Raw genomic sequence first — 25,179 nt, 5'->3', positions numbered from 1 at the left:
ATATCTGGTACCAAATGAGGTTATTCGCTTCAGATTTGCTTTACAATAAGCGAATGAAGAATTGACGAGATCGGCTGTGAATTTTAACGAACTTTACATTGGCGTGATGTCTGGCACGAGTATGGATGGTGTCGATACGGCTTTGGTTGAGATTAAAGGAAACCACGTTCAGCTTATTGCCCACGATGATTATCCAATGCCTGCCCATCTGAAACAGGCTTTATTGTCCGTATGCACTGGTCAGGAGACGAACCTGAAAACCATTGGTGAACTCGACCACCAGCTTGGTCACCTCTTTGCCGATGCCGTCCTCCAGTTGTTGGATAAATCAGGCTATTCCGCTGAGCAAGTCCGGGCTATTGGCAACCATGGTCAAACCGTTTTCCACCAGCCAACTGGCGAGTATCCATTTACCACTCAATTGGGTGATGCCAATATTATCGCGGTGAAAACCGGTATCGACACCGTGGCGGATTTTCGTCGTAAGGACATGGCACTCGGCGGGCAAGGCGCTCCTCTTGTACCAGCTTTCCACAAAAGTATCTTCGCGATGCAAGACTCGACAACCGTAGTTTTAAACATCGGTGGAATTGCCAATGTTTCCGTTTTGCACCCACAGCAACCGGTGATTGGTTACGATACTGGGCCTGGTAATTTGTTGATGGATGCCTGGTGTGAGAAGCATACGACGCAAGGGTTCGATAAAGACGCACAATTTGCACTGCAAGGTACAGTCAATCCGGTACTGCTCAATCAATTACTTCAAGAGCCTTATTTAACACGCGCAGCACCCAAAAGTACCGGCCGCGAACTATTCAATATCAACTGGTTACAATCCCAACTGACTGGGCATTCACTCTCTGCAGAAGATGTTCAGCGCACATTATGTGAATACTCCGCCGTCACCATCGCCAGTGAAGTAGAGAAATTTACTTACGGCACATCTCCGCTACTGCTGGTTTGTGGTGGCGGAGCGAGAAACCCACTGTTGATGCAACGCTTAAGCGAATTAATGCCTCAATGGCAAGTGACCACAACCAACGAAAAAGGCGTTGATGGCGACTATATGGAAGCAATGGCGTTTGCCTGGTTAGCTCAGCGCCATATTCACGGTTTGCCGAGCAATTTACCGGAAGTCACCGGAGCAAGCCGACTGGCTTCACTCGGTGTACTGTATTCAAAAAATTAATAATGAAGGCTTAATTATGACAAACGACGCACTTATTGCAGCTTTATCCCAGCTCGTTTCTGAAGGTCGTAACCCAGAAACAATGGATATCGACTTACTGCCTTCACTGGATATTGTTCAGCGCATTAATCAGCAAGACAAACTGGTTCCTCTTGCTGTAGAAAAGGTCCTTCCTGAGATAGCATTGGCGGTCGATAAGATCACTGCAGCATTTAAAGCGGGCGGCAGGCTGGTTTATATGGGTGCTGGTACCAGTGGTCGTTTAGGCGTTTTGGATGCATCAGAGTGCCCGCCAACGTTTGGGGTATCCGACAAAATGGTCATTGGCTTAATAGCTGGCGGACCAGAAGCTATCCTCAAAGCGAAAGAAGGTGCTGAAGATTCTCCTTTACTCGGCGAGCAAGATTTAAAGAAACTCAACTTCAATAAAAGCGATGTGGTTGTCGGCATCGCAGCAAGTGGCAGAACGCCTTATGTGATTGGTGGATTAGAGTATGCCAATGAGATTGGCGCAACAACAGTAGCGCTGTCTTGTAACCCTGACTCTCCTATTGCCGACATCGCTGATATCGCGATCAGCCCGGTTGTCGGTCCGGAAGCATTAACAGGCTCTACCCGTCTTAAGTCAGGAACGGCACAGAAACTGGTGCTGAACATGCTGACAACAGCAAGCATGATCCGCATTGGTAAGAGCTACCAAAACTTAATGGTGGATGTTAAAGCCACCAATGACAAACTGGTTGCACGCGCCGCTCGTATCGTGATGCAAGCGACGGACTGCAGTAAAGATCAGGCAACAGCCGTGCTCAAACAAACAGACTATGAGGTAAAACTAGCGATCTTAATGATCCTCACAGATCTGGATATCGACTCCGCTCGCCAGCAACTGGCGCATCAGGATGGCTTCCTGCGTAAAGCGGTAGAAAACCACCAGCCGAAATAATCACAAACAGGTAAGCATAAAAAAAGTGACTTCGTGTCACCTTTACTCGTCTATTTAACGTTGATTAATCTTCATAGAGCCATTCATCAAACTGGCGATTGAGCTCATTATTCGCTTTACGTTTAATATGTTCGGGGTCGGTGGCGTTTTTGACGTTTTCCACTTTATTGGTGTACTTGCTCGTCGCTTTCTTGGCCTCACGTTTGGCCTGATTCTGTACGTAGGTGCCACTGGTGATCTCTTCGATATCACGCTTAGTGTTATCAAGCGTATTAGTAATATGGCTTTTGCTATGCTCGTATTTACGTTTAGCTTTAATGGTATCCTTTAGCGCATTAGATGCACTAGCGGTCAGCGGCAATAAAACTAAGGTGAGCAGGAGGTACTTTTTCATCGTCGGAATCACTCTGAATTAAAATTCAATGGCAAAAGTAGACCAAACAAACCCTCCCCATTTGTCAGAAGATTAACAAGTCAGACAGTCGTCTTGATTATGAAACTACGTTAGTTACTGTATTCGTTCCAGCCACGCTGCCATTCCATTCGGAATTTTTGGGCCTGTTTCGTCCCCTCGCACACCCCTTCGTAATACTGACCAGATAGTCCAATCTGATAAGCAAAATCAGGGTTACAGTATTCAGACAAACCTTCGAGATAACCTTGGTCGTAATCTCCTTGTTTTACATTGCCCATTGCGCTTAGCTCTTTCACTGTGCGTGATGTATGACCCGCGATGCCATCCTGATAACCGATTTGATACCAGTCGCCTGACTGAGCGAGATCTTCTGTAGTAGCGGAACACCCTGCCAGTAAAGCCAGCGCTAACCCTAACGTTGCCTTTTTCATATTTCCCCTTAACTCTTTGTTTTAAAAATTTGTTTTCAAAATAAGCTTACCACTAAATCCTCACTTTGACCGTTTATCTGCGTATTTAACCCCTGACAGTGGTAAGCAACCGCTAAACGTGAAATCAGAACCACTCATTCCAGCCAAATACCATTCACGGCTCAGAGCAACCACTGAGCGGTGCCCAAAACCACTCAAAGGCTATATCGACCACTCGTAGTCCTATTCGACCACTTACCGACTAAGCGAATGCAATTAACAAAAGCAGCCCTTAACATGCATCCTGAAATTAAAACAATTACCCTATCCTACTAACCAAGGACAATAGTTATGATGTGGTTTCTAACCTGTGTCGCAGCCCTAATCGGCGGATACTTCATCTACGGCGCTTTCGTCGAGAAAATTTTCGGCATCAATGAAAAACGCCAAACGCCTGCTCACACTAAAGCAGATGGTGTTGACTATGTTCCAATGTCAACCAAGAAAGTTTACCTTGTTCAGCTACTTAACATCGCTGGCGTAGGTCCTATCTTTGGCCCAATCATGGGTGCGCTATACGGCCCAGCGGCAATGTTATGGATTGTTATCGGCTGGATTTTTGCTGGCGCGGTACACGATTACTTCTCAGGTATGCTATCTGTTCGTAACGGCGGTGCTTCTGTACCAACCATTACTGGACGTTACCTAGGTAATGGCGCAAAACACTTTATGAACATTTTTGCCATTGTCTTACTGCTTCTTGTTGGTGTGGTATTCGTATCAGCACCGGCTGGCATGATCACAAACCTAATCAACGATCAAACAAGCCTAAACGTAAGCATGACAACAATGGTTATCGCAATCTTTGCGTACTACATCATTGCGACTATCGTTCCTGTTGATAAGATCATCGGCCGTTTCTACCCACTATTTGGCGCACTACTGATTTTCATGTCTGTTGGCCTGATGACTGCTGTCGCATTCTCTAGCGAGCACACAGTAATGGGTGACTTCCAAGTATCGGACATGTTCAGCAACCTAAACCCGAATGACATGCCTCTTTGGCCAGCACTGTTCATCACTATCGCATGTGGTGCAATCTCTGGCTTCCACGCGACTCAGTCTCCACTGATGGCACGTTGTATGGAAAACGAGAAAAACGGTCGCTTCGTATTCTACGGTGCAATGATCGGTGAAGGTGTTATCGCGCTAATCTGGTGTGCTATCGCACTGTCTTTCTTCGGCTCTCTAGACGCACTGTCAGAAGCAGTGAAGAACGGCGGCCCGGGTAACGTAGTTTACAGCGCATCATTTGGTCTACTAGGTGTGTTCGGCGGTATCATCGCGTTCCTAGGTGTGGTTATCCTACCTATTACTTCAGGTGACACAGCGTTCCGTTCAAGCCGCTTGATCCTTGCTGAATACTTCAACATGGAACAGAAAACACTGCGCAACCGTCTACTAATGGCGCTTCCACTGTTCGTTATCGGTGGTATCCTGACTCAAGTTGACTTCGGTATCATCTGGCGTTACTTCGGTTTCGCAAACCAAACTACAGCAGTAATGATGCTTTGGACTGCGTCGGCTTACCTACTACGTCACAACAAACTGCACTGGATTACAACAATCCCTGCAATGTTCATGACAACGGTGTGTGTAACGTTCATTCTGAACAACAGCTCACTAGGTTTCGGTCTGCCAATGCAAGTGTCGACTATCGCGGGTATCATCTTCTCACTAGTTGTTACGGGTTACGTTATCAAAACCTCTAAAGGTAAAGGCGAAACTGAACTGGCTGACGAAGAGAAACCACAAGCGGTATCTGAAACTGCTTAATATCAGCGCATTTTCATCGACTGATTAAGATAGAGAGCCTGCCCAATGCAGGCTCTTTTTGTTTTATACCCAAGTGACTTCAACATACTGGCTTAGAGCATTGTCGCTGAACCAAGCATCTTGAGGGTACTTAGGTATACAATAACAACATTGATTTCAGGTTAGGTTCGCTATGGAACTGGTTATTTCTCTATTACAGCAAATGTGTGTTTACTTAGTACTGGCGTACATGCTGAGTAAAACACCCATTATATTGCCTCTGTTGAGCATCTCTTCTCGCTTAAGCCACCGTTTAATTTGCTACGTACTCTTCTCGGGCTTCTGTATTCTCGGCACCTATTTTGGTCTGCATATTAACGATGCAATTGCCAATACTCGCGCTATCGGTGCAGTCATGGGCGGGCTATTTGGTGGCCCCGTGGTTGGTTTCGCGGTAGGGCTTACTGGTGGTATTCACCGCTACACACTTGGTGGTTTTACCGATCTGGCTTGTGCAATCTCAACCACGGCTGAAGGGGTTATCGGTGGCCTGCTTCACGTATACCTAATCAAGCGCAACAAAGGTGCCCTGCTATTTAACCCAAGCGTCGTGTTCAGCGTAACTTTTGTGGCTGAAGTTGTACAAATGATCTTGCTGCTCGCGGTCGCAAAACCGTTCGACCAGGCTTATGAACTGGTATCAGCGATTGCTGCTCCGATGATCATTGCCAACTCGTTTGGTGCTGCTCTGTTCATGAGCATTCTTCAAGACCGAAAAACCATTTTCGAAAAGTACTCGGCGACCTTTTCACGCCGAGCGTTAACTATTGCCGACCGCTCAGTGGGCATTTTAAGTAACGGTTTTAACACTGAAAACGCAGAAAAAATCGCCCGTATTATTTATGAAGAGACAAAAGTAGGCGCGGTCGCGATTACCGATCAGGAAAAAATCCTCGCCTTTGTTGGTATCGGTGATGATCACCACAAACCAAATACCCCGATTTCATCGCAAAGTACCTTAGACTCGATGGAAAAGAACGACATTATTTATCTCGATGGCTCTGAGCGCCCTTATCAGTGCTCCATTGCGAAAGACTGTAAACTGGGTTCAGCGCTTATTATTCCTCTAAGAGCGGGTAAAGAAGTAATAGGTACTATCAAACTCTACGAGCCAAAGCGAAAACTGTTTTCCACGGCAAACATGTCGATGGCAGAAGGGATTGCACAACTGTTATCCAGTCAGATTTTATATGGCGATTATCAGCAACAACAAACCTTATTAGCTCAGGCAGAAATCAAATTGCTACACGCACAGGTTAATCCACATTTCTTGTTTAATGCGCTCAATACCATCAGTGCGATTACGCGACGTGACCCGGATAAAGCTCGTGAGCTGATCCAAAACTTATCGCACTTCTTCCGCAGTAACTTAAAACAAAACATCAACACGGTAACGCTAAAAGAAGAGCTTGCTCATGTGAATTCTTACCTGAGTATTGAAAAGGCTCGTTTTACTGACCGACTCGAAGTCGAAATCGATATTGAACCAGAATTACTGGACATCAAGTTACCAAGCTTTACACTCCAGCCTTTGGTAGAAAATGCCATTAAACACGGCGTCTCTAATATGCTGGAAGGCGGCAAAGTGAGAATATACAGCCAAGCGCATCCACAAGGTCATCTGATTACCGTGGAAGACAATGCAGGCAGTTTTGAGCCACCTAAAGACAACCACTCTGGTTTAGGTATGGAAATTGTCGACAAACGTCTCACAAATCAGTTTGGGCGTGATTCAGCGCTAAAAATTGCGTGCGAGAAGCATCAATTTACTAAAATGAGTTTTATTATTCCCACAACTTCGTAAAGGTCAGTCGCAATACTACAAGGTAAGAATGGATGTTAACCGCACTCGTCATTGATGATGAACAATTTGCTCGTGAAGAATTAGCCGAATTGTTGTCCGAAACAGGCCAGGTAGAGGTGATAGGTGATGCCTCCAACGCCATTCTTGGTCTGAAGAAAATCAATGAGCTTAAACCAGATGTGGTGTTCTTGGATATTCAAATGCCACAAGTCACGGGCATTGAGCTGCTTGGTATGCTTGATCCGGAAACCATGCCCTACGTGGTCTTTGTGACCGCTTATGACCAGTATGCGATTCAGGCTTTTGAAGACAACGCGTTCGACTATTTGCTGAAACCCGTCGATCCGGAGCGACTCAACAAGACAGTGAAGCGTCTGCATAAGACCATTAGCCAGTCGACACTGACTCAACAGCTCTCCGCGATAACGCCTGATACGTTAGACCAAATACCTTGTATTGGTCACAACCGCATTGTGATCATGGCAACTGACACAGTGGAATGCGCCTATAGTGATATCAGCGGTGTACACGTTCGCTCAATTAACCAAACTGCCAGTACGCAGTTAACACTGAAAACAATTGAAGAAAAAACGCCACTGGTGCGATGTCACCGTCAGTACCTGGTCAGTATCAAAGCGATTAGCGAAATAAAATTATTAGAAAATGGCTTAGCGGAAATCATCACTAAAACTGGCTTTGAGATCCCAGTGAGTCGTCGCTATCTAAAAGTACTCAAAGAGATGCTCGGTATCAGCCATTAAGCACCAAGCTATTTAATCAAAAAAGGCGCCCCTGAGGTCGCCTTTTGCCTATTCGAAAACTGGATATCAGTCTACTTGCTTGATTTGCAGCTCTTTTGGTACTTCAAAGAACATATTCTCTTCGCGGCCTAAAACCTCGTCCACAGCGCGCGCACCGACCATCTCTTTAATGCGCTCAAGGATTTGGTTAACCAGTTCCTCAGGCGCTGAAGCACCAGCAGTAACACCGACTTTCGTTTTGCCATCAAACCATTCAGGTTTAATGTCTTCAGGACAATCCGTCAAATAGCCCGGTGTACCCAGTTTCTCTGCTAGCTCTTTTAGACGGGTCGAATTTGATGAGTTCTTGGAACCCACGACGACCATCACATCCACTTCACTTGCCATTTCTCGAACGGCATCCTGACGGTTCTGAGTCGCGTAGCAGATGTCGTCTTTTCGCGGCCCCTGAATATCAGGAAATACGCGGCGCAGCTCTTCAATCACGTCTGCCGTCTCATCAACGGAAAGCGTGGTTTGGCTTACGTAATGCAGATCGGAAGGATCTTTAACGATCGCTTTTAGCTTCTCTACATCAGCAGGTGTTTCCACTAAGTACATACCGCCAGTTTCACTCGCGTACTGGCCCATCGTGCCTTCCACTTCAGGGTGACCGGCGTGGCCGATCAGTACCACTTCCATATTACGACGGCTGGCGCGAGCCACTTCCATATGAACTTTAGTCACCAACGGACACGTTGCATCAAACACAGTAAGGTCACGTTGTTTGGCTTCTTGGCGAACCGCTTGCGATACACCATGAGCAGAAAAAATCACAATGTTGTTATCAGGCACTTCATGCAACTCTTCTACGAAGATCGCACCACGTTGTTTTAGCCCTTCAACGACAAAACGGTTGTGCACCACTTCATGACGGACATAAATCGGTGGCTGATACATTTCAAGCGCACGCTCTACGATGCTAATCGCACGGTCAACGCCAGCACAAAAACCGCGTGGGTTAGCTAATAGGATTTTCATTTCATTGCTCATGGAAGTTATCTTTACTTGGGTTCGCTATTCTACTGACAAAATCTCAACTTCGAAAGTCACGTCTTGCCCTGCCAGAGGGTGGTTGAAGTCAACCGTTACTGAATCACCAGCAATTTCAGTGATGATGCCTGGGATTTCCATACCATCAGGGCCACTAAATGCCATGATGGTACCCACTTCCACTTCTGCGTCACCGACAAATTTGGTGCGATCCATGTGGTGGATATGATCTGGGTTTGGCATACCAAACGCATCTTCCGCTTTTAGTTCAATCGCTTTTTGCTCACCAGACTGCAGGCCAACCAGACATTGTTCAAAGTTTTCGCTCAGGCTACCATCACCCATTACAAATTTAGCGGGCTTACCCATATTATGGGTGCTGTCTGCAACTGAACCATCTTTCATTTTAATGGTGAAGTGCAAAGTTACTACAGATTCTTTAGTAATTGTTGTCACGTTACTGCTTCCTTTTTCTTGGATAATACCAATCCACGGTAAACAACTGGTCACTTATTTACTGTGATCGGTTTAAGCGCTTTTCACTTTATTTATTAAGGTGCGCCAGTTTGCGCTCCAACATAATAAAAAGCGCCGCTCGAATCAACGGGCGACGCTTAGGGTTATTTTAATATTGTCGGCAAGCGTTACTTCTCAGCATCTTTTTTACGAAAACCATCAAGAATGATCATCGCAGCCCCCATACAGATCGCCATGTCTGCAAGGTTGAATGCTGGCCAATGGTAATTACCCCAGTAGAAATCTAGATAATCAACCACAAAGCCATGAATCACTCGGTCGAAGACATTGCCTACCGCGCCACCAATAATCATGGCATACGCAATATTATTCCACTTTTCATTCGCTGGTAACTTGCTCATCCAGTAGGTCAACAGACCTGACACTATGAAGGCAATGCCAGTGAAGAACCAACGTTGCCAGCCAGCTTGATCACTCAAGAAGCTAAATGCTGCACCATAGTTATGGACATATAGAAGGTTAAAGAAAGGCAAAATTTCAATGCGGTTTGCCCAACCGAACCCCATGTTGTTCATCACAACGTACTTTATGCCAATATCAGCTAAAAAAATCACAATCGCCAGCCATAGCCAACGTACACCAGATTGCTTTAATGGAATATGACTCATTTCTATCCCTATCTCAATCAACTAACCCATTGCACTCAGACCATCCCCTAAAATAGAGAACGAGTACGATAAGGAACCTAATCCGTCATTAATACCAAAGAGTTTTAATTCGCTGGTTATCCTCTTGCAAGGATAATGCGAAATTGGGCAATAAAAATAACCCCAGTAGATACTGGGGCTATAAAATTGTGAAAAAGTTCAGTCGTTACTTTGCTAATTATGCAAACTTACGTACTTCGCCTTCACCTTCAACGTTCGATACACAACGGCCACAGATTTTCTCGTGACCAGCGATTGTGCCTACGTCTGGAGTGTGGTGCCAACAACGGTCACATTTCTCAGACTCTGTTGCTTTCACTTCAACGAACAGGCCTTCGATATCCGTCGCTTGTGCTGCGTCTGACTTCTCGCTTAGTGGTTTCACTGTTGCTGCAGAAGTTAGTAGTACGAAACGTAGTTCATCGTCCAGCTTATTGATTTTCGCTTCTAGCGCGTCATCAGCAAACAGCGTCAACTCAGCTTGCAGTGCACCACCGATGGTTTTCTCTGCACGTGCTGCTTCTAGAAGTTTGTTTACCGCACCACGAACTTTCTGGATTTCAGTCCAGAAGTCGTTGTTTAGCTCTTCACCTTCATTCAGACCAAACAAGCCTTCGTACCATTCATCGCAAAGTACAAACTTCTCACGCTTACCTGGCATTTCGTTCCAGATTTCGTCAGCAGTAAACGACATGATAGGCGCCATCCAGCGAACCAAAGCTTCTACGATGTAGTAAAGCGCAGTCTGACAGCTACGTTGAGCGTGACCGCCACGTTTTGCTGTGTACTGACGGTCTTTAATAACGTCTAGGTAGAAAGAACCCATTTCGATTGAACAGAAGTGCATTAGACGCTGCATTACCGCATGCGTGTTGTACTCGCCGTACGCTTTTACGATCTCTTCTTGAGCAGCAAGTGCACGACCTACAGCCCAACGATCCAACGCAACCATTTCTTCTGCAGGAACGATGTCTGTTTCTGGGTTAAAGCCGTTTAGGTTAGCAAGAAAGAAACGTGACGTATTACGGATACGACGGTACGCATCTGCACTACGTTTTAGGATTTCATCAGAAACCGCAACTTCACCAGTGTAGTCTGTAGAAGCAACCCATAGACGCAGGATATCTGCACCTAGCTTGTTAGTTACGTCTTTTGGCGCAACAACGTTACCGATAGATTTCGACATCTTGCGGCCGTGGCCATCAACAACGAAACCGTGAGTCAGTACTTGTTTGTACGGCGCTTCGTCTTTCATCGCGATAGATGAAATCAGAGAAGACTGGAACCAACCACGGTGTTGGTCAGAACCTTCTAGGTATAGGTCAGCACTGTGGCCGTTGTACTCTTCACGAGCATCAACAACTGAGAAGTGCGTAACACCAGAGTCAAACCAAACGTCTAGCGTATCCAGTACTTTTTCGTACTGCTCTGCTTCGTCGCCTAATAGTTCTGCTGCGTCTACATCCCACCATGCCTGGATGCCTTTTTCTTCAACCAGCTTCGCTACTTTTTCGATCAGTTCAAGAGTGTTTGGATGAAGTTCTGCTGTCTCTTTATGTACAAACAGAGCGATTGGCACACCCCAGGTACGTTGACGAGAGATACACCACTCAGGGCGACCTTCGATCATACCTTCAATACGGCTTTGACCCCATTCAGGCATCCATTGCACGCCTTTGATTGCTTCTAGTGCTTTTGCACGTAGACCAGCCTGGTCCATAGAAACGAACCATTGAGGTGTTGCACGGAAAATGATTGGAGTCTTATGACGCCAGCAGTGTGGGTAGCTGTGCTCGTAAGCGTGGTGATGCAGTAAAGCGCCTTTTTCTTTTAGCGTTTCAACCACAGCATCGTTCGCTTTAAATACGTGCTGGCCAGCAAATAGCTCAGTGTCTGGCAGGTAAACACCGTTTGAGCCCACTGGGTTTGCTACTTCTAGGTCGTATTTTTGACCAACTGCGAAGTCTTCCTGACCGTGGCCAGGTGCTGTGTGAACAACACCCGTACCTGAGTCAGTTGTAACGTGATCGCCAAGGATCGCCGGTACAGTGAAATCGTAGAATGGGTGTTGGAACTGAGAAAGCTCTAGATCCGCACCTTTAGCAAAGCCAAGGTTGTGGAAATGCTCGATACCAGCGCGATCCATGACATCTTTCGCAAGTTCAGCGGCAACGATGATACGCTCAGGGTTGTCACCTTCAACTTGGATTAACACGTACTCAAGATCATCACGTAGACATACAGCGCGGTTTGCTGGCAGAGTCCAAGGTGTTGTTGTCCAGATAACAATAGAGATGTCACCTTTACCTTCATGACCTTCAGTCAGCTCAAACTTAGATAAAAGTGCCGCTTCGTCCGCAGTTTTAAAACGTACGTCGATAGACGGAGAAACTTTATCTTTGTATTCCACTTCTGCTTCAGCAAGAGCAGAACCACAATCTGTACACCAGTGAACCGGTTTGAAACCTTTTAGCAGGTGACCTTTGCTCGCGATTTTACCAAGCGCACGAATGATGTTCGCTTCAGTATCAAAATCCATAGTGCGGTATGGTTTATCCCACTCACCCAAGATACCAAGACGCTTGAAGCTCTCTTTTTGACCTTCAACCTGGCCTGCTGCGTATTCACGACATTTTTCGCGGAATTCAGCTGCAGTCACTTTTTGGCCTGGTTTGCCCACTTTCTTCTCTACCATCAATTCGATAGGTAGACCGTGGCAGTCCCAGCCTGGGATGTAAGGTGCGTCAAAACCTGAAAGTGTTTTGGATTTAATAATAATGTCTTTAAGAATCTTGTTTAGTGCGTGACCAATGTGAATGTCACCATTTGCGTAAGGAGGGCCATCGTGCAGTACGAATGACTTTTTGCCTTTCTTAGCTTTACGGATTTCACCGTAAAGATCTTCTTTGTACCAACGCTTAAGCATTTCTGGCTCACGATTGGCCAGGTTGCCGCGCATTGGAAACCCTGTTTCAGGTAAGTTCAGGGTATCTTTATACTCACTCATCGATTCTTAATTCCGTTATATTGGGCGAAAATTAGACATTATGTTGAACGGTGGAATAAACCGCTCAACTCTTAAGCTGACGCAGCCACACCCTTGCTGCTTCAGCATCCAATTCGATTTGTTGTTTAAGTGCTTCAAACGACTCAAACTTTTGCTCATCTCGAAGTTTGTGCAAAAGTTCCACTTCTAATTGCTTGCCATACAAATTGGCATGAAAGTCAAATAAGTGTACTTCTAACTGTTGGCGAACGCCATTTACCGTTGGTCTTTGGCCAATGTTAGCCACGCCACCAATTGGCTTATCACCAATGCCTAGCGCTTGAACAACATAGACTCCGGATACCGGAGATACACAGCGTTTCAAAGGAATATTCGCAGTAGGAAAACCAATGGTTCTGCCTAGCTTTCTTCCATGAGAAACACGACCGCTGATGCTGTAATTTCTTCCCAGCATCTCATGTGCGGAATGCAAATCATCACGAGCCAGGGCTTCCCGAATAGCGGTACTGCTCACTCGTAATCGTTGTAAACAAAAGCTTTGGGTACTGACGACTTCAAAGCCGTACTTTTCCCCTGCTTCCTGCAACATGGCAAAGCTCCCGCTGCGGCCTTTACCAAAGCAGAAGTCATCACCAACGACAAGAAACTTAACACCCAATCGCTCTACCAACAAGTCACGGATAAACTCTTCCGCCGTCAAGTTGGCAAAATGTCGATTAAAATTGACACACAGCAATCGATCAATGTCTAGTTTACTTAACTGGACAAACTTATCGCGCAGTCGAGTCAACCTTGCTGGTGCCTTGCCTTTAGCAAACAGCTCCATTGGTTGAGGTTCAAAGGTCATCACAACCGAAGGTAACGAAAGTTCCTTTGCCTGTTCAGACACTTGTTGCAACACTTGCTGATGTCCTCTGTGGACACCATCGAAATTGCCAATAGTCAGAACACACCCATAGTGACGCGATGTGATATTGTGAATGCCTCTGATCAGTTCCATTGGATACTGCTTTTTGCCTCTGTTTTTACTTTGCACTGTGTGAAACTGACGGATTATATACTAATCACCCTTACTCTGTCCCAGCTTTTAGGTCTTTTAAGCGCACACCTGTTAAAAATAGAACGACAAGGTAAACCGCCGCTCCCAACGCGATCAACATTCCTAATACACCGCTACGGTATGCAAAACTCCACTCGAGCCAGACAGACATATCTTCCAATTGCCACAAAATCGCTGCAACCATCGCAGCCCCGGCAATCACCAAGCGTAGAATAAAGAAGATAGTGCGCTTAGTTATCTGATAAACCTCAGCTAAGTGCAAACCTCGGTATAGCAGCACCATATTGACGAGAGCAGATAACGCGGTTGCGATAGCCAAACCCACATAGCCATAGAAATAAGCGAAAATGGCATTAAATACCATATTCGTCACCATAGCTATGATGCCGTATTTCACCGGCGTTTTAGTATCCTGACGCGAGTAGTAACCCGGTGCGAGTACCTTGATCAACATAAAGTTCAGTAAGCCAGATGCGTAGGCTAACAGAGAAAGTGAAGCTTGGTGTACGTCCTGCGGCGAAAACTCACCACGCATAAATAGCACCATCAGCATTGGTTTCGCCAACACCATCAACCCCAACATGGCTGGAATACCGAGTAGCGTAACCATGCGTACACCCCAGTCCATAGTATGAGCAAATCCTTCGCTGTGGGCATCAACGTGCTTACGAGAAAGTGCTGGTAGAATCACGGTTGCAATAGCAATACCAAAGAGCCCAAGAGGAAACTCCAGCAAGCGGTCTGAGTAATACAGCCAGCTGATTGACCCTGTCTGTAGAAAACTGGCAATAAAGGTATCAAACAATAAGTTGATCTGGCTGACTGAAACACCAAACAAAGCCGGGATCATCAAGGTACGTATCTTTACTACCCCCGGATCGCGCCAACCCCATTTAGGTTTGACCATCACGCCTGCTTTAATAAGGAAAGGAATTTGAAACAGGAACTGAACTAAGCCACCTAAGAAAACACCAATCGCAAGGCCAATCTCAGGCTGTGACATCTGCGGCGAAATAAACCAAGCCGACAGTATGATCATGACGTTCAAAAATACGGGGGTAAATGACGAAACGGCAAACTTACCGAGTGTATTGAGGATCGCGCCAGACAGTGCAACGAAAGTAATGAACCATAAATAGGGGAACGTAATTTTGAGCATCATACTAGCGAGCTCAAACTTTTCGGCAGATGGCCCGCCGTTCATCCAATCTAAAAACCAGCCGAAGCCGAATAGTGCGGTGACAACGCCAGAGCCAAGTACGCCAAACAGGGTCACTACCGAAACGATGACCCCTAGAGTCCCCGCGGCTCGGGCGATGAGCTCCCGTGTTTTGTCCATATCGCCTTGAGCATGGCTTTCGGTTAGTACTGGTACAAATGCTTGAGAAAATGCACCTTCTGCAAACAAACGACGTAAGAAGTTTGGAATCTTATTAGCAAAGAAAAAGACGTCTGCGCTTGCTCCTGCCCCCATTAAATTCGCCACTACCACATCACGGACTAAGCCTAAAACGCGCGAAATAAGAGTCATAGCACTGACGATCATGCCTGACTTGAGTAGTCGTTTACTCACTGTAACCTCGGAATATCACTATAAGACAGCCAACCCTATACCGTTAAGCTTGTGGAGGCTCTAAATAGACGTCAAAAATTTATCCACCTATTGTTAGTTCTGAGTGGATAATTATTAGCATTGGTATAAAAATGCTGTTAGAATCCCCGCCATCTTAACCGCGATGACCTCTCTTACCAAAACTTGTTTTGGTTTAGAACGGTTTTTGCACAAATCATTTGACATTTAAGCGCAAATGAGGGATATTCCTCGCCCTTAAATTGTCACAGAACTAAGTTTTTGGGAGTTAGACCCTTGGCAAATAGTAAATCTGCTAAGAAGCGCGCTATCCAAGCTGAGAAACGTCGTCAGCACAATGCTAGCCGTCGCTCAATGATGCGTACTTACATGAAGAAAACTGTTGCTGCTATCGAAGCAGGCGACAAAGAAGCTGCAACTGCTGCATTCGCTGTAGTTACACCTATCCTAGACCGCATGGCAACTAAAGGCCTTATTCACAAGAATAAAGCTGCTCGCCATAAGTCTCGTTTCACTGCACAAATCAAAGCTCTTTAATAGAGTCCTGATTTTAAAGTGAAGAAAAAACCGACTTTATGTCGGTTTTTTTATATCTGAAATTCGTCAAAATCGATATCAAGATAAAAAAAGCTGGCACTGCCAGCTTTTCTTGTTTCTGATAACTAAGCTAACCGTTGCCAGCCTGAAATCACCATGTCACATTCTTTAGTCAAAATGATTAATTGGCACAGTATAGGCCGTGAAGCGTTTTGATCAGTGTTTTGACCTCGTCACTCTTCAAGGTGTAGTACACCGTTTGCGCTTCTTTTCTTGTTGCCACTAGCTCATCACGTCGCAGCCAAGCAAGGTGCTGTGACAACGCCGACTGGCTTAGCTCCAATTTTGCACACAGCTCTCCAACAGAAAGCTCTTGGTTATGCAGCATACAAAGAATTTGTAAGCGTCTTTCGTTCGCCATCGCTTTAAGCAATACGACAGCTTTAGCGGAGTTTTTCTCCATGTCTTGTAAATTCATGTGTTGGACCTCTAGCTACAACTTACTCATTCCAACTCGGGCTAGCTAGTTGTGATACAAAAATTTTCTCGTGACATCCAGATAAATAATCAGAGTCTCAATATTGATAACTTTAACCTAGGTTCTCGATTACAGGTAAAGCTAGTAAGTCTTAACCACCAGCGTTAATTCACCCTATCTCGATACCCCATTTGCACGTTCAAAAAACCAGTCGAAGTTATTTAAGTCTCATTTAGATTTAGGTTTATATTTTTGTCGATAGTAATCTATTTATTTGCGCAACGATACGTGTTTATTCAAACATTTGGCTAAAATCAGCGTCACAAACATTCTTTACTGCGGGATGCTGGATCATCCGCTCCGCAAAAATAACATAATACTCTTCTTTTAAATCATCCACATGACCGATTAGTTGTAACTTTCGGTCGTCTTCAATTTCGGACATGTACATGGTCGGAGCCAGAAATATCACATCATCATGGTATCGTGCGAAGGCCTTCATCAAGGCAACATCGTCAAACTCACCTAAAATATCAGGCTGTAAACCTTGTCGGTCAAACCACTGAATGACTTTGCGCCCCATTGCTGTGCGACTAGCTGGTATCAACAGTTTTTTCTGTTCCAATATTTCGGGGAAATTTACCTCTCCAATTTCAAATGAGGCAAAGAAACTCATACGGCTTTCCCCGAGTTTCTTACTATAGAGGCCTGGGCTTTGAGTTGAATCGACCGGGCAGTCAGATAAGATCATATCCAGTTTGTGTTGAGATAATCTTTCTAATAAGAGTTCATGGGTCGATTCATAACAGCGCAAATGGATACTGTTATCTTCAGGAACGGTTGTCATGAGTACTTTACTAACCAGACGCTTTGACAATGCATCAGCCACACCGACCTCAAACAAAATATTGGAGTGCTGGCTATAATTCACGATATCTAGCATCTCATAGCTCAACCCGAACATTCGGTCGGCGTATTTAAACACCAGCTGTCCTAATTCTGTGGGCTCAACGGTTCGCCCATTGCGCTTTGTCAGCTTCCCTTTCATTCGCTCTTCGAACGCTTTAATTTGTCCGGTCACCGTTTGCGGTGTGAGGAAGAGCGCATCTGCTGCTTTAGTAACAGAGCCTTGTTTACAGACCATCCAGAAGTAGTAAAGATGATTATAATTTAGATGTGACATACCCATTTCCCGAAATGATGGTGATGTTTTTATATCAAATGTGACAGGGATAGACAATTAACTCGGCAAAACCGACAAAATAATCATTTAAACTCAGGTTTTACCGAATATGTAATATTCACATTGTCATAAAACTTGCGATAAAACCCATTTTTACGAAATTAGCCCCGCATAACGTCACCAGAAATTAAAAATAAAAACCATTTAAAAACAGCAACTTAAAACAACAAAAACAACCACAAACTTGCAACTGTCAAAAATGACAATAAAAAATCCAAACCGCCATCAATCTGTAATATTACTGAAATATTTCTTCTCTAACATCGCCCTCAGTTTCAACTAAAGACCAAGAAAGAACTGAAAGGTCACGGAGAAAATTATGATGAACCAAGCTACTTCAACAGCGGCGCCGATCTCGAGTACGACTCGCTGGTTACGCTGGGCTAACTTGGCATTCATGCTATACCTGCTTCTTCTAGCAGTATCTATGGTTGGTAGCGGCTTTAAATGGGCCACTGGCGATCAAGCAAAAGTACTGTTTGAATTTGCATCGCACCCTGTAGCTGGTCTTATGATCGGTCTGGTAGCGACAGCCCTAATCCAATCTTCTAGTACTGTAACTTCTATTATTGTGGGCTTAGTTGCGGGCGGTTTGCCTGTAGAGACGGCGATTCCTATGGTAATGGGTGCCAACATTGGTACAACGGTTACTAATACACTTGTTTCTCTAGGTCACGTACGTTGTAAAGAAGAGTTCAAGCGTGCATTTGCTAGTGCAACCATCCATGACTTCTTCAACTTACTTGCTGTGGCGATTTTCCTTCCTTTGGAAATGATGTTCGGTATCTTAGAGAAGATTTCTCATTGGCTTGTTTCACCGTTACTTGCAACTGGCGACATGAGCATTAAAGGCTTTAACTTCATTAAACCAATGACGAAACCTGTTGTGAGTGCAATCAAAGAGCCTCTTTCAACATTCGGTGATACAGTTGGTGGCGTGATGCTTATCATCCTTGGTATTGCAACTATCTTCGTTGCTATCACTGTGATGGGTAAACTGATGAAGAGCCTGATGGTTGGCCGAGCTCGTGACATTCTTAAGAACGCAATTGGTCGTGGTCCAATCCACGGTATCCTTTCTGGTTCTATCGTTACTGTTCTTGTGCAATCATCTTCAACAACCACGAGCTTGATGGTTCCACTAGTCGGTACTGGCGTGCTAAAAGTACGTGATATCTACCCATTTACACTAGGTGCTAACATTGGTACATGTATCACAGCTCTACTGGCAGCAACGGCTGTATCTGGTGAGTTCGCAGTATTTGCACTACAAATCGCTCTGGTACACCTAGTATTCAATATTGCAGCAACGCTACTTATCTTCGGTATTCCGTTCCTACGTGAACTACCACTGAAAGGTGCTGAAATGATTTCAGAGATGGCAATTAAGAACAAAGCCGTTGTTGGTGGCTACTTGATGTCTGTATTCATTATTTTGCCAGGTGCGATTCTTGCTCTGACAGCATAATAATACCGAATTACCATCGCTTTACTTTAGGCTCCACATCGTGGAGCCTTTTTTGTATCCGCCATTTTCACAAGTATTGTTCAACGTTAAAGAGGATGAACAACAAATATTTGTTGTTCAAGTCACGTGCCTGGTGATAATTTGAGCCTTACCACTCGAATCAATCACGATGACGGTTGGTGTTGCCTTTACACGGAGTTAAACAGTATGGCTCAAGCTCACGAACCGATTTCCAGCCAGCTATTAGCAATAGACGAACAACTAACCCAATTGGTTAGTGATATTGATATCCTCAGTAGCGTAAACCCTCTCAATTACGCATTAGAAAGAGAAAGCTTCATCAACAACAAGTATTCTCAAGAGCCTAACTTTGAATACCAAAAGACGCCTCTTATCACCCACCAATCCAAACGTCTTTTGTATGAGTTACCATTAGAAAATATCAAGGATACACAACTGCAAAAACTTTATGCGGATGTGATTCAATCCTATGCCGATAAGCTTGATCAAGTAGATACCATTGGTACCCAAGATTTTCTGTATAACTCGTTGCGTTACTACGGTGAGCCGAGTGCAAAGGATATCGCCAATGCACACTTCATCTTGCACTTACCAACGGAAGAAGAAAGCCAGCCAGAGCATGACAGCCATTCCATCGCTCAGTTCATGGGGAGCTTTGCAGATAGACATGGCTATGACTGTGAAATACAGGTGCTTGATGGCATGCTAGCAAATGCCCTTGTTTCTGGCTTACGCGTAAAAATAAACAGTGCTGCGTACATCACGACTGATGAGCTAGAAGCATTGGCACATCACGAGATGGGGGTCCATTTACTGACAACCATTAACGGTCGTAGACAACCTCTTAACGTCTTAAGTTTAGGTTGCCCTGCCAATACCAATACGCAGGAAGGTTTAGCGATTTTATGTGAGTACCTTTCCGGACACTTTAGCATCAAGCGATTACGTACACTGGCTCTGCGTGTGTTAGCGGTTGAATCAATGATCAAAGAACGTGATTTCCGCCAAACCTTCAGGCTGCTTAAAGAGCAATATCATACTTCAGATACACAAGCCTTCACGATTACCGCTCGTGTTTACCGCGGTGGTGGCCTGACGAAAGATTACTTATACCTACGCGGGTTTCGAGAAGTGCTCAACGCTTACGATAATCTGGGGAACGATTTCTCATTACTCTTGTGTGGTAAAACAGAGCTGAAATACTTCGATATGATTCGCTCACTGGTTAACAAAGGCATCTTTGCCCAACCAGAATTCATCAGCCCTGCACTGTCTCATCCTCAGCAAACTGACCCAATACACCGGTATATAGTCAGCGCGCTAAAATAATTGCCGTAAACGAAAAAAGCTCCATTCGGAGCTTTTTCATCTTATGACCAACAGAGCAGACTACACAGAGAATGGGTAGCGAATTGCGTCATGATATTCGTAGCCTTCGACCCAGAAGTCATCCAGCGTGACCCAAGTTTCCAAATCTTCCAGAGATTTGATTTCAGGGTTGATGTGGAAAGTTGGTGCTTTAAGTGGTTCACGTTTTAGTTGCACATCACGCATCAACTCCAGCTGATCTTCATAAATATGTGCATTCACAATCTTATGATACGCCTGACCCGGCTTCTTACCGGTAATTTGCGCCATGATAGCCAGGAAAACATAAACCTGAACCATGTTGAAGTTCAGCCCCAACGGCACATCACATGAGCGTTGTGTGCTGTTGAGGTACAACGTGTCACCGAGAAGTGAAAAGTGATGGCTGTACATACATGGACGTAAACAACCCATGTGAAATTCACCTGGGTTGTAAAAGTTAAGGATCTCACCACGGTCGTCTATGCCGCGCGTTAAATCATCAACAATCTTACGCAGTTGGTCAATGTGGCCGCCATCAGGCTTAGCCCATGCACGACCTTGAACGCCGTATACACGGCCCATGTCGTCTTCACCTTTACGGTAAGGGTTATTCAGCCATGCGTCATTCTGGTTAGCATTTGCATCCCAGGTTTTGGTGCCTAATTTGCGAAAGTCTTCTGCGTTGTCATAACCACGGATGTAACCCAGTAGCTCAGCAACAGCCGCTTTCCAGAAGCTTTTACGTGTCGTCACTAAAGGAAATTGGTTGTTCGCAACATCGTAGGTCAAATCCGCGTTGATCACCGTCAGACAACGCTTGCCTGTACGCTCATTTTCAACCCAAACACCTTGGTCAACGATACGCTGACACAAATCTAAATACTGTTTCACACCAATACCTTACTTCGTTTTAACTGGAGCTTTATCTTGGTAAAGACCACGTTTGTACGCCCAAACCATCATCAGGATTCCAAGCACGATCATCGGCGTAGACAGGATTTGTCCCATCGAAATAAAGTCACCAAACAGACCAAGCTGAGCATCCGGTTCACGTACAAACTCTACTAGGAAGCGGAATGTACCATATCCAGCTAAAAATAGCCCTGATACTGAACCGAGAGGACGCGGCTTTTTGATAAACCAGTTCAAAATGAAGAAGAGAACCACGCCTTCCAGCGCCATTTCATACAACTGGGAAGGGTGACGAGGCAGAGGACCACCGTTCGGGAAAATAATCGCCCAAGGTACATCGGTGACACGCCCCCACAGCTCACTGTTCATGAAGTTACCCAGACGCCCCATTCCTAAACCAAACGGCACAAGTGGAGCAATAAAATCGGCCACACCAAAGAAAGTACGGCCGTTTTTGCGTGCGTACCAGAACATTGCGGTAATTACGCCGAGTAAGCCGCCATGGAATGACATGCCACCCGTCCAGACTTTAAACAGGTATAAAGGATCTGCCAAGAACAACTCAAAATTGTAGAAAATCACGTAACCTACTCGGCCACCAATCACTACGCCGAGAAAGCCCGCAAACAATAGATCGGACACCTGCTCTCTCGTCCAACCACTGTTCGGTTTATCAGCACGGCGGTTCGCCAGCCATAGGGCAAAGATAAAGCCAACCAGATACATTAAGCCGTACCAGCGGATTGAGACAGGACCAATAGAGATTAAAACCGGATCAATATTGGGAAATTCGATGAATCCCTGAGACATAAATCATTCTCTTCTTAATACAAATAAAACGGATAAAATTTACAGTAACATGGTCGCCGCAATGATAATCAAAAATACGGCAAAAACTCTTTTTAATACTGCTGTAGGAAGACGGGTCGCCAGCTTCGCGCCAACTTTGGTGGTGAGCATAGAGGTCATGGCAATCGCTAATAAAGCCGGAAGATAAACATACCCAATACTGTACGCAGGTAAATTCTCAGCTTTGTAGCCGTGCAAGATAAAACCGATCATACCTGAAATAGCGATTACGCAGCCGCACACCGAAGACGAGCCCACCGCTTTTCGCATTTCAACACCATGTTTGTTGAGGAAAGGAACGGACAGTGAACCGCCACCAATCCCAGCCAAACTGGACACGACACCAATGCCAGCGCCATACATTACGGTAACCGGGCTGCTCGGCATGGGTTTAGATTTCAGTACTTTTATTGAGCGGAACATTTGTACTGCAAGAAGCAGCACAATCACACCAAAGAGCTTTGGCAAATAATGCGTGGGAATTAATTCAGCTAAACTGGCACCGACAAAACCACCAATTACCACTCCCGGCATCAACCACTTGACCACAAACATATCGACATTACCGAGTTTGAGATGATGCATGGCCGATGAGCCAGAGGTAATAATAATGCTCGCCAGTGAGGTTGCCAGCGCAATATGCATACTCAGCTCAGGCGAAATACCTGCAAAAGGAAGAAGATACAGCAAGGCAGGTACCACAATTAACCCGCCGCCGATACCTAACAGACCCGCCATGACACCGACAAACGCGCCCAATGCCAGCAATAACAAAAATAAAGAGACAGTCACGATTACCTACTACTTTTTGCCTGCCCTAATAAAGCCAGCGAATCCTTGTTGGATAAAGAAATCATGCATCATTTGATGAATTTCTTCTCCATATGAAAGTGTCATAGCTTGTTCCGCTAATTTTTTAAGTTCTTCTTGTTGGCTGTGACGAATCAAATACTTAACCTTAGCGACGTTAGACGTGTTCATGCTCAGACATGTATAGCCCAAGCCCAATAACAAGAGCGAACCAAACGGATCACCAGCTAACTCACCACAGATGCAAACCGGTACGTGATATTGCTGACAAACGTCATGAATCTGCTTTAGCGCCAGCAACACGGCTGGGTGCATGGATTCATAGACATCAGAAACACGGGAATTGTTCCGGTCCACGGCTAATAAATACTGGGTTAAGTCGTTGGTACCCACTGAAACAAAATCAACGCGATGCGCGATGGTCGGTAACAAATACACCATCGATGGCACTTCGATCATAACCCCGACTTTCGGTGCCTGAATACGATCATCAATCAACACGGCTTCAGTATATGCCTGATTAATTAAAGTAATCGCATCATCCAACTCTTTCACACCAGAGACCATTGGCAACAAAATACTTAAGTTACCGCTATCAGCGCTTGCTCTTAACATCGCGCGTAACTGGATAAGAAAAATATCCGGGTGATCTAAGGTAAAGCGAATACCGCGCCAACCTAAAAATGGGTTATCTTCATCGATAGGTAAATACGGCAGTGGTTTATCCCCACCGATATCTAATGTACGCATTACCACACGCTGATGTGCGTAACTGTTTAGTATCGCTTTGTATTGATGATACTGCTCATCTTCAGATGGAAAGTGATGCTGAAGTAAAAATGCAATTTCAGTTCGATATAACCCTACCCCATCCACACCTGTGTTGATCGCAATATTGCTGTCCGCGCTGAGACCCGCATTGAGCATCACTTCAATCTGGTGGTTATCTTGCGTAATCGCAGGTAGTGCGAGATCTTTGTTCACCATTGCGGCGAGCTCAGTCTCTTCGCTGACTAAACTGCGGTATTCACGTAATAACTGACGGTTTGGCTCGAGGAAAATCTCTCCGGTATAACCATCAACAATGCCCAACTTACCATTGACCACTTCTGTGTTGATGTTTGCGCCCATAACAGCAGGCACACCTAGTGCGCGAGATAGAATCGCCGCGTGAGAGTTTGCCCCCCCTTCTAGCGAAACCACCGCCAATAAGTGTTCTTTAGGAACCGACGCAAGTAAGGTTGCAGTAAGCTCATTCGCCACCATAATGACTGGTCGGTCAATTGCAGAATTCTCTTGCTCACTATTGTGCAAGAAGTAAAGCAATCTTTGGCCCAACTCTCTGATGTCCTGCGCTCGCTCGCGCATGTACACATCAGACATTCGGGCAAATCGATTTGAATACGACTCCACCACTTGGCGCAATGCCCAATCAGCTCTGTCGCCTTTCTCAATTTGTTTCTTGAGATCACCGCGCAACATCGGATCGTTCAACAAGTGAGTAAACAAATCGAAGATAGCTAACGCGTCTTTATTGATTTCACTATCCAGCTTCTTACGCATTCGGCGAAAATCATTTAAGGCGCGTTCAATCGCCACCAGCAAGAGTTCATATTCTCGCTCTTTGTCTAACGTAGAGGCAGGAAAGACATCGGACAAGCTAGGTTGAGTATTATCAAACCAGAACTCGCCAATTGCCACGCCAGTAGACGCAGGTACGCCTTTAAGAACAGTAGGTTTAGAAGCTAACTGCCAATGGCCAAGACTTTGCGCATGGGCAATCAATACCGCTAGCTGAGCGGAGAGCGTCACGAGGAATGACTCTTCCATCTCGCTGAACAAACGCGGCGTTTTCTGCTGGATAACTAAAACACCCAGAACTTGTTTGCGATGGATAATAGGAGTGGCTAGGAAGGAATGGAAAATTTGTTCTCCGAGCTGAGGGAAAAATTTAAACTCGGGATGTTTAGACGCTTCAGCAAGGTTGAGCGGCTCAGCGCTACGTTTTACTAACCCGACCAAGCCTTCATTGAAGTTGATATGGATGCTATCACCTTCAAAAGTCAGGCCTTGAGTTGCCATTAACTCAAGGCGCTGCATCTCTTCATTAGCAAGATAAATAGTACAACACTCTGTGCGAAGGGCAGCACAAGTCTCTTTTACCAATATATCGAGAGCCAGATGGACATCGTCGACTCTGGAGACTTTTTCAACTATTTCCCTTAGCTGGCTGAGCATGA

General features: G+C 45.3%; 22 protein-coding genes. 8 read left to right on the top strand and 14 right to left on the bottom strand.

Annotation, left to right across the window (positions count from 1 at the left end; genetic code table 11):
- The first annotated feature begins 76 nt into the window (after window positions 1–76).
- Both VEJY3_RS02495 and murQ read left to right on the top strand, forming a co-directional pair.
- A complete protein-coding gene (locus VEJY3_RS02495) occupies window positions 77–1,189 on the top strand; it encodes an anhydro-N-acetylmuramic acid kinase (RefSeq protein WP_014230877.1) in 1,113 nt (370 codons plus the stop codon).
- A gap of 16 nt (window positions 1,190–1,205) precedes the next feature.
- Entirely contained in the window at window positions 1,206–2,132 is a 927-nt protein-coding gene (gene murQ, locus VEJY3_RS02490) for an N-acetylmuramic acid 6-phosphate etherase (protein ID WP_014230876.1), read from the top strand.
- Between the two features lie 64 nt (window positions 2,133–2,196).
- Here murQ and VEJY3_RS02485 read toward each other — a convergent pair whose 3' ends face one another.
- A complete protein-coding gene (locus VEJY3_RS02485; protein WP_014230875.1) occupies window positions 2,197–2,526 on the bottom strand; it encodes a hypothetical protein in 330 nt (109 codons plus the stop codon).
- Window positions 2,527–2,636: 110 nt separating this feature from the next.
- On the bottom strand, window positions 2,637–2,978 hold the full coding sequence (locus tag VEJY3_RS02480; RefSeq protein ID WP_014230874.1) for a DUF2799 domain-containing protein: 342 nt from the start codon (window positions 2,976–2,978) through the stop codon (window positions 2,637–2,639).
- Window positions 2,979–3,308: 330 nt separating this feature from the next.
- Between VEJY3_RS02480 and VEJY3_RS02475 the strand changes: the two genes are divergently transcribed.
- The 3 genes from VEJY3_RS02475 to btsR all read left to right on the top strand — a co-directional run bounded on the left by VEJY3_RS02475 (window position 3,309) and on the right by btsR (window position 7,397).
- A complete protein-coding gene (locus VEJY3_RS02475; RefSeq protein WP_014230873.1) occupies window positions 3,309–4,793 on the top strand; it encodes a carbon starvation protein A in 1,485 nt (494 codons plus the stop codon).
- A gap of 172 nt (window positions 4,794–4,965) precedes the next feature.
- Entirely contained in the window at window positions 4,966–6,636 is a 1,671-nt protein-coding gene (locus VEJY3_RS02470; protein ID WP_014230872.1) for a sensor histidine kinase, read from the top strand.
- Between the two features lie 32 nt (window positions 6,637–6,668).
- The gene (gene btsR, locus VEJY3_RS02465) at window positions 6,669–7,397 is read left to right on the top strand and encodes a two-component system response regulator BtsR (RefSeq protein WP_014230871.1); all 729 of its coding nucleotides are present in this window, start codon (window positions 6,669–6,671) and stop codon (window positions 7,395–7,397) included.
- 66 nt (window positions 7,398–7,463) lie between these two features.
- On the opposite strand, the gene ispH is transcribed toward btsR, so the two are convergent.
- The 6 genes from ispH to murJ all read right to left on the bottom strand — a co-directional run bounded on the left by ispH (window position 7,464) and on the right by murJ (window position 15,253).
- Window positions 7,464–8,429 (bottom strand): 4-hydroxy-3-methylbut-2-enyl diphosphate reductase, encoded by a 966-nt coding sequence (gene ispH, locus VEJY3_RS02460; protein ID WP_020335931.1) that lies wholly within the window; start codon window positions 8,427–8,429, stop codon window positions 7,464–7,466.
- A gap of 24 nt (window positions 8,430–8,453) precedes the next feature.
- Complete coding sequence (fkpB, locus tag VEJY3_RS02455; RefSeq protein WP_014230869.1) at window positions 8,454–8,885, bottom strand: FKBP-type peptidyl-prolyl cis-trans isomerase; 432 nt, start codon at window positions 8,883–8,885, stop codon at window positions 8,454–8,456.
- A 188-nt stretch (window positions 8,886–9,073) separates the two neighbouring features.
- The gene (gene lspA / locus VEJY3_RS02450) at window positions 9,074–9,574 is read right to left on the bottom strand and encodes a signal peptidase II (RefSeq protein WP_014230868.1); all 501 of its coding nucleotides are present in this window, start codon (window positions 9,572–9,574) and stop codon (window positions 9,074–9,076) included.
- A 217-nt stretch (window positions 9,575–9,791) separates the two neighbouring features.
- Window positions 9,792–12,620: an isoleucine--tRNA ligase gene (gene ileS / locus VEJY3_RS02445; RefSeq protein ID WP_014230867.1), complete on the bottom strand. Its 2,829-nt coding sequence runs from the start codon at window positions 12,618–12,620 to the stop codon at window positions 9,792–9,794.
- A gap of 64 nt (window positions 12,621–12,684) precedes the next feature.
- Window positions 12,685–13,620: a bifunctional riboflavin kinase/FAD synthetase gene (ribF, locus tag VEJY3_RS02440; protein WP_014230866.1), complete on the bottom strand. Its 936-nt coding sequence runs from the start codon at window positions 13,618–13,620 to the stop codon at window positions 12,685–12,687.
- A gap of 70 nt (window positions 13,621–13,690) precedes the next feature.
- The gene (gene murJ / locus VEJY3_RS02435; protein WP_014230865.1) at window positions 13,691–15,253 is read right to left on the bottom strand and encodes a murein biosynthesis integral membrane protein MurJ; all 1,563 of its coding nucleotides are present in this window, start codon (window positions 15,251–15,253) and stop codon (window positions 13,691–13,693) included.
- Between the two features lie 294 nt (window positions 15,254–15,547).
- On the opposite strand from murJ, the gene rpsT reads away from it, so the two are divergent.
- Entirely contained in the window at window positions 15,548–15,808 is a 261-nt protein-coding gene (gene rpsT, locus VEJY3_RS02430; protein ID WP_014230864.1) for a 30S ribosomal protein S20, read from the top strand.
- Window positions 15,809–15,989: 181 nt separating this feature from the next.
- On the opposite strand, the gene VEJY3_RS02425 is transcribed toward rpsT, so the two are convergent.
- A complete protein-coding gene (locus VEJY3_RS02425) occupies window positions 15,990–16,286 on the bottom strand; it encodes a metalloregulator ArsR/SmtB family transcription factor (protein WP_014230863.1) in 297 nt (98 codons plus the stop codon).
- 292 nt (window positions 16,287–16,578) lie between these two features.
- The gene (gene nhaR / locus VEJY3_RS02420) at window positions 16,579–17,469 is read right to left on the bottom strand and encodes a transcriptional activator NhaR (protein WP_014230862.1); all 891 of its coding nucleotides are present in this window, start codon (window positions 17,467–17,469) and stop codon (window positions 16,579–16,581) included.
- 382 nt (window positions 17,470–17,851) lie between these two features.
- On the opposite strand from nhaR, the gene VEJY3_RS02415 reads away from it, so the two are divergent.
- Together VEJY3_RS02415 and VEJY3_RS02410 are read left to right on the top strand one after the other, a co-directional pair.
- Window positions 17,852–18,997 (top strand): Na/Pi symporter, encoded by a 1,146-nt coding sequence (locus tag VEJY3_RS02415; RefSeq protein WP_024372782.1) that lies wholly within the window; start codon window positions 17,852–17,854, stop codon window positions 18,995–18,997.
- Between the two features lie 207 nt (window positions 18,998–19,204).
- Window positions 19,205–20,347, top strand: a complete 1,143-nt coding sequence (locus VEJY3_RS02410) for a flavohemoglobin expression-modulating QEGLA motif protein (RefSeq protein WP_014230860.1) — start codon at window positions 19,205–19,207, stop codon at window positions 20,345–20,347.
- A 60-nt stretch (window positions 20,348–20,407) separates the two neighbouring features.
- Here the strand turns inward: VEJY3_RS02410 and VEJY3_RS02405 are convergent, their stop codons facing one another.
- From VEJY3_RS02405 to ptsP, 4 genes are read right to left on the bottom strand one after another with little or no spacing between them, the layout of a single operon-like run.
- On the bottom strand, window positions 20,408–21,259 hold the full coding sequence (locus VEJY3_RS02405; protein WP_014230859.1) for a thymidylate synthase: 852 nt from the start codon (window positions 21,257–21,259) through the stop codon (window positions 20,408–20,410).
- Between the two features lie 9 nt (window positions 21,260–21,268).
- Complete coding sequence (gene lgt, locus VEJY3_RS02400; RefSeq protein WP_014230858.1) at window positions 21,269–22,090, bottom strand: prolipoprotein diacylglyceryl transferase; 822 nt, start codon at window positions 22,088–22,090, stop codon at window positions 21,269–21,271.
- Between the two features lie 39 nt (window positions 22,091–22,129).
- Entirely contained in the window at window positions 22,130–22,921 is a 792-nt protein-coding gene (locus tag VEJY3_RS02395; RefSeq protein ID WP_014230857.1) for a sulfite exporter TauE/SafE family protein, read from the bottom strand.
- A 9-nt stretch (window positions 22,922–22,930) separates the two neighbouring features.
- Complete coding sequence (gene ptsP / locus VEJY3_RS02390; RefSeq protein ID WP_014230856.1) at window positions 22,931–25,177, bottom strand: phosphoenolpyruvate--protein phosphotransferase; 2,247 nt, start codon at window positions 25,175–25,177, stop codon at window positions 22,931–22,933.
- Window positions 25,178–25,179: the final 2 nt, after the last annotated feature.

The sequence above is a fragment of the Vibrio sp. EJY3 genome, from assembly GCF_000241385.1.
GTDB lineage: Bacteria > Pseudomonadota > Gammaproteobacteria > Enterobacterales > Vibrionaceae > Vibrio > Vibrio natriegens.
Note: the sequence above shows the minus strand (reverse complement) of the source record. Positions and strands in the feature narration are given on the sequence as shown.